The 19,079-nt window shown below is 46.7% G+C and carries 16 protein-coding genes and 1 pseudogene; 2 read left to right on the top strand and 15 right to left on the bottom strand.

The window, feature by feature from the left end; translation table 11 throughout:
- Window positions 1-167 precede the first annotated feature (167 nt).
- Window positions 168-1,013 (top strand): DUF4393 domain-containing protein, encoded by an 846-nt coding sequence (locus tag GN107_RS09930; RefSeq protein WP_155287678.1) that lies wholly within the window; start codon window positions 168-170, stop codon window positions 1,011-1,013.
- Between the two features lie 68 nt (window positions 1,014-1,081).
- On the opposite strand, the gene GN107_RS09925 is transcribed toward GN107_RS09930, so the two are convergent.
- Window positions 1,082-2,062: an acyltransferase family protein gene (locus GN107_RS09925; protein ID WP_155287679.1), complete on the bottom strand. Its 981-nt coding sequence runs from the start codon at window positions 2,060-2,062 to the stop codon at window positions 1,082-1,084.
- A 351-nt stretch (window positions 2,063-2,413) separates the two neighbouring features.
- Between GN107_RS09925 and GN107_RS09920 the strand changes: the two genes are divergently transcribed.
- Window positions 2,414-3,415 carry a DUF5067 domain-containing protein gene (locus GN107_RS09920; protein ID WP_155287680.1) on the top strand — a complete coding sequence of 334 codons (1,002 nt, stop codon included), beginning with the start codon at window positions 2,414-2,416 and terminating at the stop codon, window positions 3,413-3,415.
- 102 nt (window positions 3,416-3,517) lie between these two features.
- Here GN107_RS09920 and GN107_RS11400 read toward each other — a convergent pair.
- From GN107_RS11400 to GN107_RS09845, 14 genes and pseudogenes are all read right to left on the bottom strand, one after another.
- Window positions 3,518-4,144 (bottom strand): annotated as a pseudogene (locus GN107_RS11400) (RloB family protein).
- A 5-nt stretch (window positions 4,145-4,149) separates the two neighbouring features.
- On the bottom strand, window positions 4,150-5,493 hold the full coding sequence (locus tag GN107_RS09905) for an AAA family ATPase (protein ID WP_155287683.1): 1,344 nt from the start codon (window positions 5,491-5,493) through the stop codon (window positions 4,150-4,152).
- Between the two features lie 307 nt (window positions 5,494-5,800).
- Window positions 5,801-6,250, bottom strand: coding sequence for a type II toxin-antitoxin system HicB family antitoxin (locus tag GN107_RS09900; protein WP_155287684.1), 450 nt, complete (start codon window positions 6,248-6,250; stop codon window positions 5,801-5,803).
- A gap of 10 nt (window positions 6,251-6,260) precedes the next feature.
- On the bottom strand, window positions 6,261-6,509 hold the full coding sequence (locus GN107_RS09895; protein WP_155287685.1) for a type II toxin-antitoxin system HicB family antitoxin: 249 nt from the start codon (window positions 6,507-6,509) through the stop codon (window positions 6,261-6,263).
- Between the two features lie 272 nt (window positions 6,510-6,781).
- The gene (locus GN107_RS09890) at window positions 6,782-6,937 is read right to left on the bottom strand and encodes a hypothetical protein (protein ID WP_155287686.1); all 156 of its coding nucleotides are present in this window, start codon (window positions 6,935-6,937) and stop codon (window positions 6,782-6,784) included.
- Between the two features lie 383 nt (window positions 6,938-7,320).
- Window positions 7,321-8,862 carry a BCCT family transporter gene (locus GN107_RS09885; protein ID WP_155287687.1) on the bottom strand — a complete coding sequence of 514 codons (1,542 nt, stop codon included), beginning with the start codon at window positions 8,860-8,862 and terminating at the stop codon, window positions 7,321-7,323.
- Between the two features lie 692 nt (window positions 8,863-9,554).
- Window positions 9,555-9,827 (bottom strand): hypothetical protein, encoded by a 273-nt coding sequence (locus GN107_RS09880; RefSeq protein WP_155287688.1) that lies wholly within the window; start codon window positions 9,825-9,827, stop codon window positions 9,555-9,557.
- Window positions 9,828-10,450: 623 nt separating this feature from the next.
- Window positions 10,451-12,295, bottom strand: a complete 1,845-nt coding sequence (locus GN107_RS09875; protein ID WP_196246319.1) for an RNA-directed DNA polymerase — start codon at window positions 12,293-12,295, stop codon at window positions 10,451-10,453.
- A gap of 88 nt (window positions 12,296-12,383) precedes the next feature.
- Window positions 12,384-13,892, bottom strand: coding sequence for an AbiH family protein (locus GN107_RS09870; RefSeq protein WP_196246320.1), 1,509 nt, complete (start codon window positions 13,890-13,892; stop codon window positions 12,384-12,386).
- Between the two features lie 481 nt (window positions 13,893-14,373).
- Window positions 14,374-15,615 carry an RNA-binding domain-containing protein gene (locus GN107_RS09865; RefSeq protein ID WP_155287691.1) on the bottom strand — a complete coding sequence of 414 codons (1,242 nt, stop codon included), beginning with the start codon at window positions 15,613-15,615 and terminating at the stop codon, window positions 14,374-14,376.
- Between the two features lie 153 nt (window positions 15,616-15,768).
- The gene (locus GN107_RS09860) at window positions 15,769-16,026 is read right to left on the bottom strand and encodes an Lreu_0056 family protein (RefSeq protein ID WP_155287692.1); all 258 of its coding nucleotides are present in this window, start codon (window positions 16,024-16,026) and stop codon (window positions 15,769-15,771) included.
- 51 nt (window positions 16,027-16,077) lie between these two features.
- Window positions 16,078-16,401, bottom strand: coding sequence for a hypothetical protein (locus GN107_RS09855; RefSeq protein WP_155287693.1), 324 nt, complete (start codon window positions 16,399-16,401; stop codon window positions 16,078-16,080).
- A gap of 309 nt (window positions 16,402-16,710) precedes the next feature.
- Complete coding sequence (gene menC, locus GN107_RS09850) at window positions 16,711-17,817, bottom strand: o-succinylbenzoate synthase (protein WP_155287694.1); 1,107 nt, start codon at window positions 17,815-17,817, stop codon at window positions 16,711-16,713.
- Window positions 17,817-19,076 carry an MFS transporter gene (locus GN107_RS09845; RefSeq protein ID WP_155287695.1) on the bottom strand — a complete coding sequence of 420 codons (1,260 nt, stop codon included), beginning with the start codon at window positions 19,074-19,076 and terminating at the stop codon, window positions 17,817-17,819. The genes menC and GN107_RS09845 overlap by 1 nt, the downstream gene beginning before the upstream one ends.
- Window positions 19,077-19,079 lie beyond the last annotated feature (3 nt).

Here is a 19,079-nt window from a genome sequence, read left to right as displayed (position 1 = left end):
CTATTATTTTGTCATTTAAAAGGGGCCTACACTCTTAGCGTTGGATTTCTCCAACACCAGAAAGTGTAGACCCATTTGATTGGCGGTATACTTCACAGTTGAAGGCAATCTCTGTCTCAGGTTAAGCATTGAATAATTTGTCGCAATTATTATGTGGGGGTGTAAAAATGGAATTCGCTGATTTGGTTCCAGCACTGATGGGCATGGCTGGTGGTACTCTGACACGAGCTATTGAAGTACCAATGAAACAACTCGACGATTGGTGGTTTGTTCATTTCGGTTCCAAGACAGAATTAGAAAGACAAAAGCAAGAGTTTCTGAATCAGCAGAAACTAACCGAGTTTAAGCAGGAAATTCTTGATCAGGTGAAGCAGATTCCACCAGAGGATATTACGGAACCAAATAAGGCAATTCTTGGTCCAACTATTGAGGCATCCAAATACTACATTGATGACGACAGTTTAAGAAAAATGTTTGCAAAGTTATTCGCAAGCTCAGTTGATTCCCGTCTTGAAAACAAAACACGTTCCGCCTTTGTTGAGTTTGTTAAACAGTTTTCGCCTGTCGATGCACAATTGTTAAAGATAATTGTGCAGTATGGAAATACAATCCCATTAGCACAAATCAAAATTGTATACACTGATGATAGTTTCGTAATAAATCGAACCAATGTTGTTGCTCCTGAAATCAGCATCAGGCTCAATGATAATAAACAGATTGCATCGTCTATAGACAACCTTAATCGATTAGGTTTAATTTCCGTAACCTACATGTTTTACAAGAGAATAGATTACAAGGTATTTGAAAGTACCATACCATATAAGGAAACTCAGTTGTCTGTAGAACAAAGAAACAAACAATTGTCAGATTTACTTTCGTCAGAAGCAGCTCAAAATATAAGACCTGAAGTAAAAAAGGAACTGGTTCATGAACAAAATGCCAGGGTAGATATTGAAAAAGGAAAAGCCGACCTGACTAGTCTGGGAAAAGATTTTACTCAAGTGGTTTTATAAGAATATTATCAACAAACAATGCGGCAAGCTGAAAGTAAATCATCTCAACTTGCCGCATTGTATATTCCTCAGCCGAGTGGTTTGAAGAGCCTCGGCAGGTATTTGGTTTGCAACCAGGTGATGACGAGGCCACCTGCCAGCGTCAGCGGGTAGCGCACTAGCCAGCTCCAGTTCGGTATCAGGGCCATGATGACGGTCACGGGGAAGGTGTGCCAGTAGTACAGCTCCAGTGAGTAGCGGGACAGCCAGCCGATTGCCTTGCCCGCACCCCACTTAACCACCGTCAAGAAGGCCATCAGCAGCAGTGAGGCCGCCAGTCCATACGCGATGAAGTACGCAGTTGGCGGGAACTTCTGCGCACCGACCGACACGACACCCTGCGCCAGCATCAGGATTCCGAACACGGCCGCATCCGCGCCCCCCGCGATGGCAAGGCCCTTGACGGACTGGTGCACCGCCCACATCCCCACCAGCGCGATGAGCAGGTAGCCGGTCGCTTCAAAGACGATTTGGGCACCCGTACTCTGGCTGGGCAGCCGGTTGAACGCAATTTTGTAGGCACTCAGGAGCACGCTTTGCAGCGCTAAGCCCGCGAACTCGAGCAGCAGCAGTCCCCACACATTCTTGATGTGCTGGGCCAGCCGCAACAGAAGCGGTGAGCACAGCGCCACGATCAGGAACACGCGGATGATCCACACGTAACCGATACCCGAAATGAGCGTGACAGAAAGCAGGAACTTGTGCAGGTCCAGCTGCACAAAGGTAAACCCGAGTAAGTGGAGCAAGCCGAACGCGAGAAAGTAAACGACGATGAAAATCCACGTTGGAATCAGCAGCCGCTTGATCCGCGCCCAGAGGTAACTGCCGTAGCTGCGCGTGCCGTGGTGCTTTTGCTCGCTCAAGTAATAGGAGCTGCCCATCAGGAAGACCATCAGCGGCACGTCGAAACAGCGGAACTCCGAAATCGCGCGGGTACTGTATGTGTGGGCCAGGACAATCAATAGGATTGCCAAGCTCCTAAGAATATCGATGCGACTATCACGTTTCATTTTTACTTATGTATCTCCCGACCACTGCGGATTGGCGCAGGTAGATTTAGTTTGGTAAAGTTTTACTCAAACTTAATCATTATACAGCAGTACCGCCGCGATTATGCAGTCGAAAACGGTATTTGTCGCAATTCAGTGGCAAAATTAGTTGCCGGCTGTAACCAGGTTGAGACCAAGCATGGCGGGCATCGCCAGTAAAAACACATTGTGACTTAGACCCGCTGATAGCGCTATAATCAATGCAGGTTGCTGCATGCTACTTGCAACGGAAACTAAGATGAAATAAGAAACAGTTAAATTTTGTGCGATAATTAAAATTAATGATAGCTACATTGAGGAGAATTGAGCCACATGAAAAAACATCTGGGAATCATGCTTACACTAGTCGCTCTGCTGACGCTTGCCGGCTGTGGCAGTCACAACACCAGCAGCGCCAAGAAGGCAGTCGGCCATTCATTCACGAGCACCAAGAAGGCCAAGACCGCGTCCGTGCTCAAGGGCCGCAGCTTCAGCCTGAAGTCCGGAACACTGGTTGTGACTGACGCCCACAACCTCAGCATCACTGCCCCTGCTGTCAGTGGCGGCAAGCTCGCCGCGGTCGTCGTCGAGGGCAGCGTCACGAACAAATCTAAAAAGCCGATTACTGCCGACAGCTTCTTCAACCAGAATTTTGTCGCCAAGCAGGTCAGTGATGATTCGGTCAGTCCCCTGCAAGCGTCCTCCGCGCTGCAAGTCGAGACCAAGTACAACAAGGCGATCGAGGCTGGCATCAGTAGTAAGATCAAGCCGGGCAAAACCGGCACCTTTGCGATTGCCTGGCAGTTCAGCAGTCCCAAAATGCTGACGAGCAAAATTGTCGTTGAAGCAAACGCCAGCGGTAAGCACGCCTCCGCGGACCTGGCCCTGAAGCCTAAAGCCGAGGCCCTTACAATCGGCAAGACGCAGTCCACTGCTAAATCCAGCAGTTCTGCAAGTAGCGCGGTCACGGCAAGCAGCAGTAGTGCTAGTTCGGCCAGCTCTGCAAGCAGTACCGCAACGGCTGCAGGGACTACCAGCAGCAATGGCACCAGCAGTAGTAACGGCACGCAAAGTAGCAATAGTGGCCGCAGCACCAGCAATTACTACACGCCGCGCAGCAGCAGTCGCTACACCGGAACCAGCAGTACCCGTAGCAATGGCCAGTACAGCGGTTATTACTCAAATCGTTCCCGGACGTCCAGTGGTACCAGTTCGACGCAGCGCTCAACTAGCACGAACTCCGGTACTAATACTGGCTCCAGCAACAGTGGCTATGGCACCGACGCAGATGATGCCGAGTGGTACGACCCGACGCAGACGTCACAGGGTGAATAGGATATTCAACCCTAATTAATGCTCAAATATAAAACGTCCTGTCTGAATTGGCAATAGCCTCAATTCAGACAGGACATTTTGTTTTTTGCTTATCATTAACAACTACGGTTTGGATTCATCAACGCCGAAAATCGCCGGTATGGCTGCGTTAACGTTGGTGTAAGGATTATTCAAGTACCACGGTTCACAATAGTTTTTTTCGAGTCTTTTGGCATTTAGCAGAGCTTGTTTGATTCGATCAATCAGGTAATCATCATAATCGTTACCCTTGAAGCGTGGATAATTAGTTCCGAAATAGTCAGCCCCAGACAGCTTGTTGTTCAGCTGCTCAGCCGAATAACGCTTGGTAACAGGCTCAAAATGCAACAGTACCCAGATTTCAAAATCAATACAGGAAAAGATAATGCCAATCCGATGGTCTTTAGCGAATTTTTGGCACTGTTCCAAGTCAGCAGTACTTAGTTAGTCCCGGTCGAACACCACATAGACTTGCTCAGCCCGTTGCTTTTTAGAGAGTCGTTGGGACTTAACTAAAGCCTTCTTTAACAGAGAAATGCCGCTGAGGCCGTCAGAATCAATCTCAACTTTCATATCCTGGGCTTTGTTCACGTGCACATTAGCCCCATGATATTTCCGCTTAATCATCTCGAAATATGCCTTCTCAGAATCACCTTCGCAGTAGATTGCAATAATCTTGCGGTACGGGTAGTTTTTAGATTTGCGTGCCATCGCGGTTACCTCGACTTGGTCACATCATCTGCATTCAAAGAACTCAACATTTGATCAACATCGACTTGGGGCATAGCGCCGAACCGCCCTTCGATGTAGCGTTTCATATACTTAACATCGCGTCGAGCAGTATCCCGACTGTCTTTAAAGTCAAAGACTGATTTTAGTGAACTTCTGCCCTGATAATCTTTGTCCATCAAATATATCTGATCAGTTCGTAAATCGAGATTAAGCAGCTGTAACTCGTGCGTGGTCAAGATGAACTGATTTTTATTCGGAACAGAGTTGAAGATTTGAACCAATGCTTTCGAAAGCTCAAAGTGCAAAGAATCATCGAATTCGTCAAAGATGAGTGTCCGACCGTTACCACCTAACTGGGCGTTGATTATCGAGAGTGCAATCAGGAACACCTTTTGTGTGCCACGTGATTCGGAAGTTAACGGTATCTCTTGAGTACCTACTACATTACCTTCATCGTCGTACTGTTTGTGAACGGCATAGAGCTGCTTAGTTGTGAAGGACTCTTTATAATGAGACAGTTCGTCTTCACCTGAAGCTGGAAGATCAATATAAGACTTAAAATTTTTCACAATCTGATTACTAAATATTGTCATAAAATCAGACATCGGAGCTAAAGGTACCTCCCGCACAGCCACGTCCACAATATTAATATCTGCAAAATGCAGAAAACGGAGAAATTCCGTTTTGACCCGGTCATCCTTAATCAAGCTGGCAAGTTTGTCCGAAATGACATTGCTCTGGCGGTCATCATCGACGAACTCCAAGTCATTCTCGAACCATTCCAGCACGTCAATTGCGTGCTTGTCGTTGGCCTTTTGCGCCGTGAAAATAAGCAATGAGTTCTTCTTCGTGCTTGTTGCCACCTGCTGCAAGGATGCTGGTAAATTGGAATATTCTTGACCTTGTCTTGAGAAGACATTCTTGACTGCGTTTTTGGTCAGAATGTTCAGTTGCTCGGAAACAATTTTTTCACTAGTGTATGCAAAGCGATAATCATAACTCATTTCCTGATAGTTAAATCGAATCGCAAAGCTAGTCGGCTTGGCAACTGTCGCGGTGCTCAACCCAAACGGCGTGAAGTTCAGCTTGCTAGTAACTTTTTGCGGATCATTCAAAACCATGTTGCGCATTTGCCGCATGGCAGCGATGAGGTTGGACTTGCCTGAACCGTTCGGGCCAACAATGATGAGGTTCTTGAGCAAGCTGCTAAAACCTTCACCAATAGTGTTGGTTTTCTTAAACCGACTCAAGCGCTCCCCTGTCTCCGCGGACAAGGTCATTTCTTCCTTAATTGAACTGAAGTTTCTAACAGAAAAATCAATGAGCATGACTTGCCACCTCCCTAGGTTGTACTAGGAGTATAACACTGTGGAGCCAAAATTTGCGTCAAGAATGCAAAAATCTGTGAACTGCTCAGAATAATCAGTTTGTTGATGGAGTTGGTTGCCACTAGGTTGACGATAATTCGTCATTTTAGCAAAGACGTGCAGCTGCCAAACGCAAAACCATCCCATACAAATACATTCCGCTAATTCCTGTAAACGGCTGGTAATCGAAATTAATTAACCTCAAATCAAAACACGAATCGTTCAACTCAAGGTAGTCCCTGAGTTGAGCGATTCGTGTTTTTGCTTTCTACCTAGTTGCATTGTTTTTAATACCAATTGCTTCCGTTAGCACTTTTGCAAAATCAAGCTGTAACTCGGCACCGGCCCTCTCCGCCCAACGGGGAATCACCACTGTTTTCTGTAGCGTATCATCACCTGCCAGGTATTGGTCTAAATCCACGGTTACCATTGAAGTGAACGACTGTGAAAAGTCACATCCAGACTGCAGTTCTTGATCATCCCTGAATGGAGCATCGCCCTGTAGAGATAAGCGATTAATGTTGCTAGCTGTCGGTAGGCGATGGCCCTGCTGGATTCTAGCTGCGGCCATAATTCCTAACCAGTCAGCTGCCATAAACAACGCATCGGTTACGCTGCTACCCTGGGTTCCAGTTGAGCCAAAATCAGGGAAGAATACATAATAACGCGTCGCTTGGGAATTAGTGTAGTAGAACATCGCGGGATAAGCGATTTGCATAATTTACTCCTCACCCAACAAAACCTTGTACTGGTGTTTCTTGCGGTTCGGGGATGTTGATACCCCTACCAATGGCTGTACTCAACCATTCCCTTTTTGCGTCAATTAATTCGGCCAGTGCATTGGTCAGCTGCTCGTCATAGACCACCAGTCCCGATAGCAAGGGAACAGAAACGGAGTACATCTGATCTTCATCAATCCAGTCAATTAGGGTCGGATAATGGCGGCTCAAATAATATTCGAGATCTTTTGTCGGCATATTACTGCTTCTACCTCACTTTGCTAGTTGCGTCAGCGGCATCTTCCTATACCGCTACGGTCGGTGTCATCCATGCAATTGTAGTTGAGCACCCGAAAAGTGTCTATTCACCCTTTGAACCATGTGCGCAACCAGCTTGCTTAACCCGCCCTTCCAAATTAACTGCCTTGTTGCTTGCGGACCAAAAAATTGGCCGCGAAACGAATTTCGGGGCCAATCTTCTGTGGCGAAGGTAAGCTGTGTTCCCTTCCCCGCTACTATTCGCACTGTAACTACTTGTGCCCGTACATTCCGGCCAAATGCCCGCAGCATTCGATCAACATTCCGATGACCATGGCGTACATCGCGAACATGCTGTGCATGGTGATGAGCGCTACGAGTGAAGCTAAGTAAATAATAATTGCAATGATGAGTGTCGCCTTTTGCATGTGTCTCCGCCTCGATTGTGTTAGTTAGATTTGCGTGGATGGAACTTCCCTGTAAAATATAACGTAATCAAGCGTCCTTTACAAGCGGCAAGTGCTCTAACTAAGGCTAATATCGCCTATGCACTGCGGTTAATCATGCGCCAAGATTGCCTTAAAAACGGCATTTCGCTTTGCCGGTCCTGATAATCAGTCATGAAATCAGCTTTACGGCCCACCAGTTTGTGTTTACATTTGTAGTTGATGAAATAACTTATTCCGCATTATCTTGACGGCACATGTTCCCCCACCGATTCTGTTTAAACAAAATACTGGCACGCACCTGATTCAATCTAGAATCAGGCGCATGCCAGTATCTTTACTGCTTTGACATTTTACTGATTTACTTAGTCATGAAATAACTCATACACAGCGTGCATAGGTGCCTTGACCCGCCGCTTGAAGCGAATGCGGGCGCGCCGCGTTTCCGCAGCCGTCTGCCGCTCGTCTTTTGCCAGTAGCTGCCAGGTCGAGATAATCAGCAGTGCCGAAACGAAGATCAGCGGGAAGCCGGCGACAGAACAAATCGCCTGCACGGTCTTGAAGCCGCCGACGAACACAATGCCGAAGGAGAAGATCATGAAGATCAGCATCCAGGCCAAGCGATTGAACAGACTCGGCTGCTCCGTCCCCAGCAGCTTTTTGCTGGTGAAGGTCGAAACAATGTAGGCCGAGCTGGAAATCGTGGTGGCCAGGAAAATGAAGCAGGACAACGCGTATACAATCAGCATGCCGTACTTCATTGGCAATGTAGACAGCACGCGGGCAATTGCCGCAGCCTGCCCCTGCGTGTTCAGAATGTGGATCAGGTTGACCATGCCGGTCTGCTGCAGGTAGAGCGAGTAGCCACCAAGAATGGCGTAGAAGCTCATGCAGCCGAGGGCCCCGAAGCCCAGCATGCCAAAAATCACCTGGCGAATCGTGCGGCCTTTAGAGATCCGCGCGATGAACAGCCCCATAAATGGCATGTAGGTCAACCACCAGCCCCAGTAGAACACGGTTTCGGACTTGACGGGGTCAACCCCGTGGCTGGCAGCGGTCGTCAAACCGGTACTCATGGCTGCGAAGCGCCCAACGAGCAGGCCTAGACTTTTGAGCTCCCTCTGGATGATGTGCCCGGTTGGTCCCACCAGCAACACGATGACCAAAAAACCGATCGCGGTCCAGATGTGCATCGAACTGAGCTTATCGATCCCGCCGTTGATACCTTTAAGCATCGTCAACGCGAAAATTGCGAACAGGAATGCGAACATTCCCAGCTTGAGCCAAATCGTGTCGGGAATCCCGGTGAGCGAGTTGATGATTCTGGCCAGCACGGGAATCTCCATGCCGACCCCGGAACCAACGCCGCCCATGATGCCGAAGACGACCAGGAAGTTGACAACTTGCCGCGCAATCCGCTTGTGCCACTGCTGACCCTGGAGCATCGGCATCGCGTCACTCAGCGACAGCACGCGGACGTGCTTGACGTAGAGCATATAGGCGATGAGGACGGCGGACGATGCGAACATCACCCACGCCATCGGGCCCCAATCAAACTGGCCGAGCATGTGGGCGTTCTGGTAATTTTGCGCCGACAATGCCTTAGCCCCAAACAGTGGCTGCTGAACGTAGCGCAGCGGGTCGACCATGCTCAGCATCAAGATGCTGGCGTCAATCGCCGTCGCGAAGACCATGCTGCCCCACTGGAAGTTGCTGTACTGCGGCTTGTCGTCCTTGTCCCCCAGCTTGATTTTGCCAAAATGACTGCAGGCAATGTAAATGAAGAAGACAAAATTGACAATGTAAATGCCCAGGTACAGCCAGCTGAGCCGCCCGGTGATGAAGTTCATCATCGCGCCGAGCCCGGTCCGTAAGCCGGACCCGCCCATGAGCAGTACCAATGACATGAGCAGAAACAGTCCGACAGTTGGTACAAAAATCCGTTTGTTAATATTTTGCTTGCTTAAAATAAAGAAACTCCTAGTTCCTTTCGACCCCGAATCACGAACGCGTCCCTGCTTAGCAACGGGTCATTGACGCCGTCAGTAGTCTCTGTGGTGGTTTTCTGCGCCACTATTGCCGCTCGGCTGGTGCGCCGAGCCGCTTCAACGTGTTCATGATTAGCGACACCTAATAAGTCTGTTGAGCATACGTGGCGATCGCTTTCAGCGGTTATAATTACCAGTTTTTTTGTAAGCACAAATAAATCTGCTCTTACTTTGATCAGCCCATTAACAGTGTAGACACGGGATGCGCCTGACGTTCTGCGGGTTGAACCGTGGTAATTATTTAAGCGTGACTGTCAGACTGGAGCACGCTTAGAATCGAACTGGATGTAAGAATCTCCTGGTAGTACGATATCTCTTTCTAGTTTCATTAGGCCATAATTATAGCATTGTTCGGGAGAATTGTGAAAAAGTGGGATGGAGGCTGTAATTTGGTTCTCATTGTCGGAACTGATGACTGCAACCGCACGCTCAGACGTTTCATCCTGAAGACTAAGCCGGCTCGCAAAAAAAGGAGCTTTCTCACTTGAGAAAGCTCTTGATATAACTGTTAGACTTAACACTTCCGCAGTGCGGAAAATACGTAATCGTACCTATTCGTCATCAGACTTACTGTCCTTTTTTTCAAAAAAAGCATTCACCTCGACTGACTCCATGCGTTCAGGAGCCTTTTCACTATTGGACGGTACTTTCAGTAATACGTCCAACGTTACACTACCTTTGGTTAGGTCATGATTGACCCCAACTCCTGGCGTCACTGAAAACCCCCCGGGAATGGCGGCAACTTCCTTTTCAGCCGTTGAGTAGTGTAAGTCTTCGATGAAATGAACTTTGAGAGCTATGATTGGTTGAATGTCTTTGTCCATTGTCTTCGTTTTTTCAGTGAAACCATGCAGTGTGGAAACGGGAACGTCCTACTCTTTGCTGTGTTGAACCGAACTTTTGCCGATAGCATGTAGTTCGATGAGGTGGTTTTGAAACCTTAGCTGTATGCCTTGACCATACGGTTTCCTCCAATCGACAATGCCTTGACGCAGCCATCCTCCATATACCATCTTAGCTTTGACATCAGCAATCATCAGACTTCGGTCAACGCAGTACTAAGAAACATGGTTGGATGTGAACTTACAACAACCGCAAGAGAAGCAAGTACAACTAGTATCTAGGCAATGTTGACGTCGTTGCCAAAAAAAGACGCACCGTCTTCGAGACTGACCATCCTTATCGGGAGCTTACTGCCAGCCTTAGTGAGTTCCGTTATGGTGGATTGAGCCGGACGAACAGGTTTACTTATAACCAATCATGAATCTGTTATCCTAGAACTTACCAATACAGAAGCCGCTCAGAGCAAACGTTATCAAGCTAAATTTTTTGTCTGAACTCGGGGATTCACTCCACCATGTCATTTGATGCGTGACTTTTTTGGGGATTTGATAGCTGGAATAGTGTGACGTTCGACATTACGTTTTTTTAATACGAAAGTTAAGGTTTAATCATCAAATCGTGCAAATGACACGCTGGATTCAATTAGCTTGTAATAAAAGTTAGAAACCGGGTACTGCGGCACAATTTCTTCTGACTTCGTTTTCGAGTCCTTGTCCTTTTTAGTCTTCAAGGCAACATCATTTTTAAAAATTGCAAAGCTCAACGGCTTATGCCAACCGTCCTTGCCCTTATGAGAGTTGTTAAACACATTTACTGCTTTGTTATAGGCGCTGTTACTTGGCGCTTGCTCATGATTAATTCTAAGTAACTCATATCTCACAAGCCAATGCTTAAAGGCAAGTGGATCACGTTGATCCATCTGAGTGTTTAAAAAAAGTTCATTCAACGACGAAACCAACTCGTCCATCTTAGAGTACCCCATTCGTATCGCTTGTTGAATTACCAGTAAGAGTGAGAAATCATCAACTTCGACCCTCTCGCAATTGATATTTCTCATAAAATTATCCACGAATTTCTCGGATAATTTCCACCCCGTTTTACGAAATATCATCAGCAACGCATATACTGTCTGATTCTCGTTATCAATTTGAGCATCATAAATTATAGAATATATTTTTTCTGACTGTTCTCTCCAAAGGTTGTCGAAATGTTTCTGTATCGTTAAATTATTTGACTTATCCAAAAAAGAATCTAATTCATCCAATAGCTTAAGATACGGGACACCCAACCTCGAGTCAATAATTACAAGGGAAAGCAACTTATCAATTATTGCCACTTCCCCATAGTTTGAATCTCTATCAACAAACGCTTGAACCGTCTTCATTTTTACCTGTTGGTCTTTTATTGACTTAAACCAATATCCAATACTAGTGAAGATCAGCTTTTCTGACCCCTTAGCCCCATCTGCTTCCGCCGTAATTCCAAGCTTGATAAAGGCATTCAGGAACGCGCAAATACTCTTGACGGTTAATCTCTGAGGTGCATTTTTATCGAGATAATTTAAAACTGGATTGTATACCTCAATGCTGGAAAATGGTACCTCGGCAACTTTATTCTCATTAATTATGAATCCGTACTCTCCTGCCAGATACCTAAGATCTTTCATAACAGCTAGTTCTGAATCAGGTTTGTTGTAAGCAAATATAAAATCGTCGACATACCTATGGAAAGTAACATCCTTTGGTAGCATGGCTTGCAACTGTCTGTCAAAGTACGACATTGTAAACTCAACAACGACTCTGGTTGCCAAGCTACCTGTTGGCAAACCATGGGTCTCTCCGTATTGCTCGTTTTCGACCAGTCTGTCAAACAGGTTTCCAATTTGCCCCAGGTTTCCCCTATCCATCTTGGCATTTGATTTTCCATGTATAATCCACGGGATTGCGTGTGTATAGAGAGTGTGATAAAAAGACGAAAAATCTGTTTTGAGGAATCTTGTCTTGCCAAACAAAATCCCGTCACGAATTCGTTCAGTCTTCGCAAAATCAAATGGTTTGCGATTAAAGAAATTAGACGTGCTGCTTGTGTCCAGCTCCAATGCCTGCGTAATATTGGTTTTGTTACTTATTAAAGATTGAGATAGTGCAATGTAGGAATATATATTTGGAAACTTCAAGGTTCTCCTAACTTCACCTGACTTTGGAATAGTAAAATTTATAGGCTCCGTATCAACCTTGCTTGGAAAATCTAGTTTGTTCAATTTTTCAATTCCAAATTGGTCTAGCAAGTTGTTTAGATTGAAATACTTAGAATAAAAGACATCAGTACGTCCATATTCTGGATCAACATTTTGCCGAGGCTTAGAGTTCCATTGCGGTATATAGTCCATGTAACCGTATCTCACTAACGATTCCCAACTTAAAATTGAGTCATAGAAATTTGTTAACACAACGTTTCTCCTAACGAAGTCATAAACACATTTATTGGTAAACAACCATAAATCCGAGAACATGCTTGAATTAAATATACATCGTAGATTAAGGTTCATATGGATCTTGCAAAAAGCCAAAACAGTGCAGTAGAGTTCTGTCATTAAAGGGAATCACGTATATACGTTCGACTATGTCTTGGAACGGAATAAGTTTGGAAAATTTGGGTTGCCCCAGTCGCCTGTCAACCAAGTCCGCGTTAACCGGGTCTTTAGGCATATGCTTGTTGCTCTTGGTGTTTGCGCTTCTTCTCTTGGTCCAGTCACTTTGTTCATGTTCTAGCTCTTTCTCTAAACGACAGTAGGCTCGCTGTAACGATTCGATTTCCCTAAAGGCAAGTTTGTTAGTGCAATGATTGAGATTTTCCGAATAAGAATAAATTATTAACTCTGGCTGGTAAAGCAAAGCCGTTTTCTTGTCCGCTCGATGCTTAGAATCCCCATACAGGGGTTGTAGACTACTCAGAGGTATCCATTGGCTCATGCGTAACAGAATGTTTTTCCACCACCAATAATCGGAATCACCGAAGGACAACCCAAACGCAATGAACAGTTCTGTGTCTTGAAGTCGACTACGATAATTTATTTCGTCTTGCACAAGGTACGGCTTTGACAAAAGCTGCTCAACACCATAAACCCCATTGTACCGGCGATCTGCATTGATATGATTAGAATTTTCGTCGGCATTAGCAAAGTCAATGTCATCGATTCCAAACATCATACTGGATGGGATTGATGATATACCGTGTGGATGTTCAACACTATAAAGTAGGTAATCATAATATTCAGTGTTGTTGCCGTTTGGGAAATAGCCAAAGTTAGCTGACGATTCCGAGTTAACGTGGGGATCAAAATTTCCTTTGCTAAGAGCCAAATAATTATCCAGAATTGTCGTGTAGTTAAAATTGAATACGTCAATATCCAAAATATCATGCTGATTAGCAACATCGTCAAAGTTTAGCCTTTGGAAATCTGGGGTGGCAAACTCTTTTAAATCTGCACTAAAGGAACGTAGAGTGTTCAAATTACTCGAAGACAAATCAGGAATCTGCAGTCCAGCTTTAAATTGCTGTTCAAAATCATCCAGTGTAAAGTCGCTCTCTCCATTTGGTCGTCGATTAGCATGTTTGTTGATACTTCGTAGAATGATTGGGGTGACCACATCACGAATATAGTCACTAAAGTCCGCTCGCACCTCATCGACATCTTGAATCAACTTTACGAGGGCTATTTGCTTTCCATTTTTATCTAATCGCTTATTTTGGGTAATAACCCGCATGCATTTCAGTATGGCAGCCTCAATGTCGCTCCACTCCTGATTCTGGGTATCCGGAGCGTGTTCTGCGGAATCACTGCCATTATGCATTCTTTGTAGCACGTGGTTATGTCGTATCTTGTCGGGATGACTGGCTCGCTCAAACTGGTAAAACGCGGCAAAACTTGTGTCAGAACGCCCAAAATACTTCAGCATTCGAATATCAAAGCCATTTCCGACCAACATAGTAATGTTAAGTTTTGAGGTGACGGGCCGATATCTGAAACTTGTCATATCCCTCATTATTCGTAGTCCTCTCATAGGCAGCAATACAGGTGGTTATTAAGATGTGGGGAAAGCTAATAAGACCATTATACTGACTGAATAGGCCAAATGAAAGCGGTGCATAAGATGAAATTGTCACCACACGAGAGATGCTGACAGATAATTTTAAAAACACATTTATATCTTCCATCCTGGGTTGCAGCTAGTCTGTATCATCACACTTTTATTTGTAGAAACCAAAACTAATTTGGAATCGTTCAAAAGTTGTTTTAGGCACAACGGGTGTGGTAATGGAAATCCAAGACAGTGACAGACGTTCACAATTTATGCTATAAACTCGCCAATTTAACGTGTCATCGTATACAGGCTACCAAATTAAAAAAGGGCCTGGCTCCGGCTGTGTGCAGGAATCATGCCGTTAAGATTAGCATAAAGATGTCTAATACTTCATTTCATCGTCTGACTGGAAACAAACTCCGGGTTTGCCAACGGCTTATTTTTATTCCTGATTGTTTTTCAATCGAGCCATCGCAACCAACCTCTTTGCATACTTTCCAGCGTTGCTCTCGCGAAGAAACGCATCCGCTGCCGTTTCAGTTACATCTTGGCTAGTCTCTGAAATCCGGGTTTTTAAATGAGCTAGCAGTGAGTTAATTTCTTTGGCATTGGTCTCAACTGATTTGTCTAGCTCATAGATGTCCTGCGCCAACTTTTTATTAGTAGCGTCCTTCTCTGCATCCGACTCAAACCAGACAATGCTTCTATTGTAAGTGATGATGTCGGCATTGCTTACTGGAATCAGGCCATGCTTGCAAAGGAGATTTTGAACTGCAGCCTCTAGCGTTCCTTCCACGTAATATCGATAGAAATGTTTTGCTTCCAAACCGTCAGGAGAAGTAACCTTCGGGACTACGAAAGTTAGCCTGGCGCCATCTAGTGAAGCAAGTTGCATTCTAGCAATTGTTATCTGCCTAAATTTAAGATTAAGCGTTTCCCACTCTATCCTTGGGTCATCGAAGTTAATTGAAAACGATTCTGCTTCTGCAACAGGGTCGTCATCAGACTCGATTACCATGTTAAAATCTGGGTCTAGATTGTACAGAAAACCAGTCTTTTCGTTCTCGTAATATGACCAGTTATCAGTGTTACTCAAGACGTACTTGTATCTCTCCGCGATTGGCTGATCAATGCGAAAATGTTTGCGCCAAAGTTGTTCAATTTGGTGATACTCCGCATTTTTGTCACGAGCAGTATTCACATCACCTTCCCGCGCAAAAACTTGTTCCTCCCTGATGTCGTTTCTGGTATAAATCTTCCCCATCTTAACAGTTGCGTCGGCATTTAGCTTGTTGCCAATCGCGTTCCAACGTTTATTCAGGAAAACCGGAACATTGTCTGTATTAACAATTCGAATAACATCTACAGAGTGACTATTGTTCCAGACTACGGTCTCCAGCTTCAATTGTGGGACATACTCCCCTGCAATAGGCAGTGTATGAATAAAGTCGATAAGATTCTGTTGAGTCATCCTATTCGGATCGTTTTCTACACCTGTCACACTGTGCACCTGGTCAGTAACACCAATTATCAAAAAACAATCATCGTGATGGGTAACATTAACGAAGCTAAAGATGTCTTTTACAAACTCTTCTGTTTGACCTGGTTTGTACCAACACTCCTTAAAATCATGGCGATCATCTTCGGGCTTATCGAGCCACTCCCATAATTCCTGAATGTCCATGTTACCCTCCAATTTTCCTTAGTAACAAAGCAAATACTCTCAGAACCTTTGAATAATCTAATAGGCAGGTAACAGCCGAACCATGAGGAACTCGGCAGCACCATATCTTAAACCCACGTTAATTCTCTGCTGCGAAATCTTGTTCTTGACTTACTACGCCTTCAACTTCGCCGCGTAAGCCCTAACAACATTCTTCTGGCTAACTGTCTGGTAATAATCTTTCTCCAGTCGCGCAAGCGAAATGGTTTGGGTTACCAGCGGTGCCTCCGCTTCAGTCTTGGAGTTAGTATCATCAATGTACTTGTAGGTTATGACGTCGCCACTAACGCTGTAGGCAATGAAGCTCGTTGCAGCCCCATACGCACTGATATAGCTGTAGCCGGCGGGAACACCATTACCGTCGTCCCCCATAATGCCAGACCACAGTCCTGATCCAATATAGGTTTGAACGAAGTCCGGCCGCTAGTACATGCATAGAAAAATCCCCGCCGTCTTTGCATCAACGCGTTCGGTCGCACTGCTACTGGAGCTGGTTGAACTTTGCGCCGAGCTCTGTGCTGCTTGCGAACTGGCAGATGACGCCGAACTCGACTGTGAACTGGCCTGCTTCACCGAGCCGGACTTGGAGCTAGCCACCGTCTTTGGGTGCTTGTAACTTGCCTTCGCACGCTTCTGCGTTTTCACTGCAGACGCAGACTGCGCGGTCTTGGCACTTTGCTGACCACAGCCACCCAGAACCAGCACAAGCGCCGCCCCAATTGCGACGCGAGCAAACGACCTAACCATTAGAATCCCCTCCTTAGCATAACTATCGCACTTTAGCACTGTTAACGTCATTCAGCAGAATCCGCTTGCACTTTAATGTTTCAGCTGATTTTAGGCCTAGTTGGTTAGCTTTGTAAAGATACCTGGAGAAGATTATTACGAGAACCCCATCCATGCAAAATGTCATCGTAACTCGCATAGTTTGATAGCAAAATTGAACTTCGACACAACTTAACAGATTCTCGGCAGTAAATTGCTCGCAAAAAAGAGCCCCATCGTCGACGGAGCTCCCAATCCGTATTCAATTACGAAATCGTCAAGGTGAAACTACTATTCCACTACCGTCGTCCCCAACGTAAACTCCGCCAGGTTATCCTCATCAATGGCGTAACCCATCCCCGGCGTCTCCGTGACATCCACAAAGGTCCCATCAAGCTTAACTTCCGGCTTAATGATATCCCGCTCAAAATAGCGCCCGGACGCAGCGATGTCATTCGGCAGCGTGTACCCCGGCAGGGTCGCCACGGCAACGTTCTCGGCGCGAGCAACACCGGAGTCAATCATCCCACCGCACCAGCATTCGATGCCGTTGTCCGCGGCCAATTGCTGAATCTGTTTCGCCACGGTCAACCCGCCAACGCGGGCCACCTTGATGTTGATGATTTTACCGCTACCCAGCCGGATCATCTTCTTCGTGTCATCAAGCGAGGTGACGCTCTCGTCCAGGCACACCGGCGTCTTGATCAGCTTCTGCAAGTCGGCGTGGTCCAGTAGGTCACCTGGTTCCAGTGGCTGCTCGATCATAATCAGGTTCAGGTCGTCAAGGCGCTTCAGCATGGCAAAATCTTCTCGCCGGTACGCTGAGTTCGCATCCCCCATCAGCATTGCCTCGGGAAAGGCCGCCCGGACCGCTGCCAGGTAATCATAATCCTTTCCCGGCTTGATTTTGCACTTGATTCGGCGGTAGCCCTGCTTGATGTAACCCGCGACCACTTTAACCAGCGCCTCGGGACTCTCTTGTACGCCGATACTGACGCCGGTCTCGACCTTGGTTTTGTCACCGCCAAGCGCTTGCGCCAAGGACTGGCCGTGCTGCTTAGCATAAATATCCCAGAGGGCACAGTTGATTGCCGACTTGGACATGTTGTTGCGGCGGATTTCCGCACACAAAGCATACATATCATCAGGGTGCGCAATTTCCCGCCCGATCAACTTCGGTAACATCTGTTCCTTGAGCAGCGCCCACGCCCCGTCACGAAACTCTTCATTATAGAAAGGAATATCGAACGCGGACACTTCACCGTAACCAACCGTGCCGTCTGCATCATGTAGTTCCAGCAGCATGGTCTTCTTCGCGTCCATGCGGGTGAAACTAGTCTCAAAAGGCGCCCGCAACGGAATATCGACTTTGCGCAGTACAGCTTTCACAATCTTCATTATTCTTCCCCTTCCGCAAGTTTAACTGAATCACTAGCTGAGACGGCTGCCTTGCGTTCCTTGATTTTGCTGCTACTGATGGACAGTGAGCTGACAAACGCCAGGGCCGCGGCGAACACGATGAACAGAAACGCAGCCGAGTACGAACCATTGAACAGCGTGACCATGTACCCAATGACGATTGGTGCGATGAAGCCAGCGATCTGGCCCCCAAAATTAACGATCCCGACCGCTGAGCCGTATTCGTCCTTAGCAACCAGTTCCGCAAACAGAGAGAAGGTGCCTGCAAAAGCCAGTGATTTGAAGAAGTAAGTCGCGATTTCAAAACCAATCACTGCGCCCACACTCGTTGACATGTACATGCCAAACATGAAGATCGTTGCACACAGACTGGTCAGCGCCAGCATCAGCTTCTCGTGGCCCTTGAACCACTTGGTCATGATGAAGCCTGCAGCAATGGCACCGATCCCGGCAGCAATCGATGGCATTGGCACCATCCAGGCGATACCGGCGAGGGTGATGTGCCGCGCCTGCAGTAGGTAGGTTGGCATCCATGAATCCAGCCCCTTGGTGATGACTGACAGACCGAAGACAACCAGGAAGAACTTCCACAGCATGCCGTTAGTCAGGATTTGCTTCCAAGGTACTTTCTTGCCTGCAACGCCAGCCGCTGCTGCCTGGGCCTGCTTCTTTGGCCGCAGCACAAAAGCGTAGACGATAACGAAGATGATGCCGATGATACCCATCGTGTGGAAGGCAGCCCGCCAGCCTAGTGTGGCGATGAATGGGGCAACGATCATTGGTGCAATCGCAGCACCCACATAATTAGAAGAAATCGTGCTGGAGGTCGCGGCCGAGCGCTGTTCATAAGGGAACTCCTCAGTAATCTGCTTCAGGCTGGCAGAAGGATATGCCCCCTCACCGATTCCGAACAGGATCCGGATGATGATCAGTGCGCCGAGTGACCAGGCAAACCCAGTCAGCACGGTAAAAAGTGACCACATGGCGATTGCCACGAGCACGGTGCGGTAGGTTCCGAACTTGTCGGTCAGCCAACCACCAGGGATCTGCATCAGCGCGTAACTGAAGAAGAACGCGCTGGCCACCACCCCAAGCGTTGCGGTGGAGAGGTGTAAGTCCTTACCAATGTACGAGAGCGCAATGCTGATTGCGGACCGGTCGATAAAACAAATGATGTAACCTATGTAGATCATGATGAATGTTAGCCGCGCACGCGCGGGTGTTTTAGTTTTGCTCATAAA

It is taken from the genome of Lacticaseibacillus zhaodongensis, assembly GCF_009687905.1.
Classification (GTDB): Bacteria; Bacillota; Bacilli; order Lactobacillales; family Lactobacillaceae; genus Lacticaseibacillus; species Lacticaseibacillus zhaodongensis.
The sequence above is the reverse complement of the archived record's forward strand: the minus strand, read 5'-3'. Positions and strand labels throughout refer to the sequence as shown.

Coding starts and splice junctions, on each gene's coding strand:
- GN107_RS09885 (WP_155287687.1), bottom strand. CDS start 8,862: ATGTCATTGGTACTGCTCATGGGCGGGTCCGGCTTACGGACCGGGCTC.
- GN107_RS09845 (WP_155287695.1), bottom strand. CDS start 19,076: ATGAGCAAAACTAAAACACCCGCGCGTGCGCGGCTAACATTCATCATG.
- GN107_RS09900 (WP_155287684.1), bottom strand. CDS start 6,250: ATGCAAATCGCTTATCCCGCGATGTTCTACTACACTAATTCCCAAGCG.
- menC (WP_155287694.1), bottom strand. CDS start 17,817: ATGAAGATTGTGAAAGCTGTACTGCGCAAAGTCGATATTCCGTTGCGG.
- GN107_RS09860 (WP_155287692.1), bottom strand. CDS start 16,026: ATGGGGGACGACGGTAATGGTGTTCCCGCCGGCTACAGCTATATCAGT.
- GN107_RS09870 (WP_196246320.1), bottom strand. CDS start 13,892: ATGAGGGATATGACAAGTTTCAGATATCGGCCCGTCACCTCAAAACTT.
- GN107_RS09920 (WP_155287680.1), top strand. CDS start 2,414: ATGAAAAAACATCTGGGAATCATGCTTACACTAGTCGCTCTGCTGACG.
- GN107_RS09855 (WP_155287693.1), bottom strand. CDS start 16,401: ATGGTTAGGTCGTTTGCTCGCGTCGCAATTGGGGCGGCGCTTGTGCTG.
- GN107_RS09890 (WP_155287686.1), bottom strand. CDS start 6,937: ATGCAAAAGGCGACACTCATCATTGCAATTATTATTTACTTAGCTTCA.
- GN107_RS09865 (WP_155287691.1), bottom strand. CDS start 15,615: ATGGACATTCAGGAATTATGGGAGTGGCTCGATAAGCCCGAAGATGAT.
- GN107_RS09925 (WP_155287679.1), bottom strand. CDS start 2,062: ATGAAACGTGATAGTCGCATCGATATTCTTAGGAGCTTGGCAATCCTA.
- GN107_RS09880 (WP_155287688.1), bottom strand. CDS start 9,827: ATGGACAAAGACATTCAACCAATCATAGCTCTCAAAGTTCATTTCATC.
- GN107_RS09895 (WP_155287685.1), bottom strand. CDS start 6,509: ATGCCGACAAAAGATCTCGAATATTATTTGAGCCGCCATTATCCGACC.
- GN107_RS09930 (WP_155287678.1), top strand. CDS start 168: ATGGAATTCGCTGATTTGGTTCCAGCACTGATGGGCATGGCTGGTGGT.
- GN107_RS09905 (WP_155287683.1), bottom strand. CDS start 5,493: ATGCTCATTGATTTTTCTGTTAGAAACTTCAGTTCAATTAAGGAAGAA.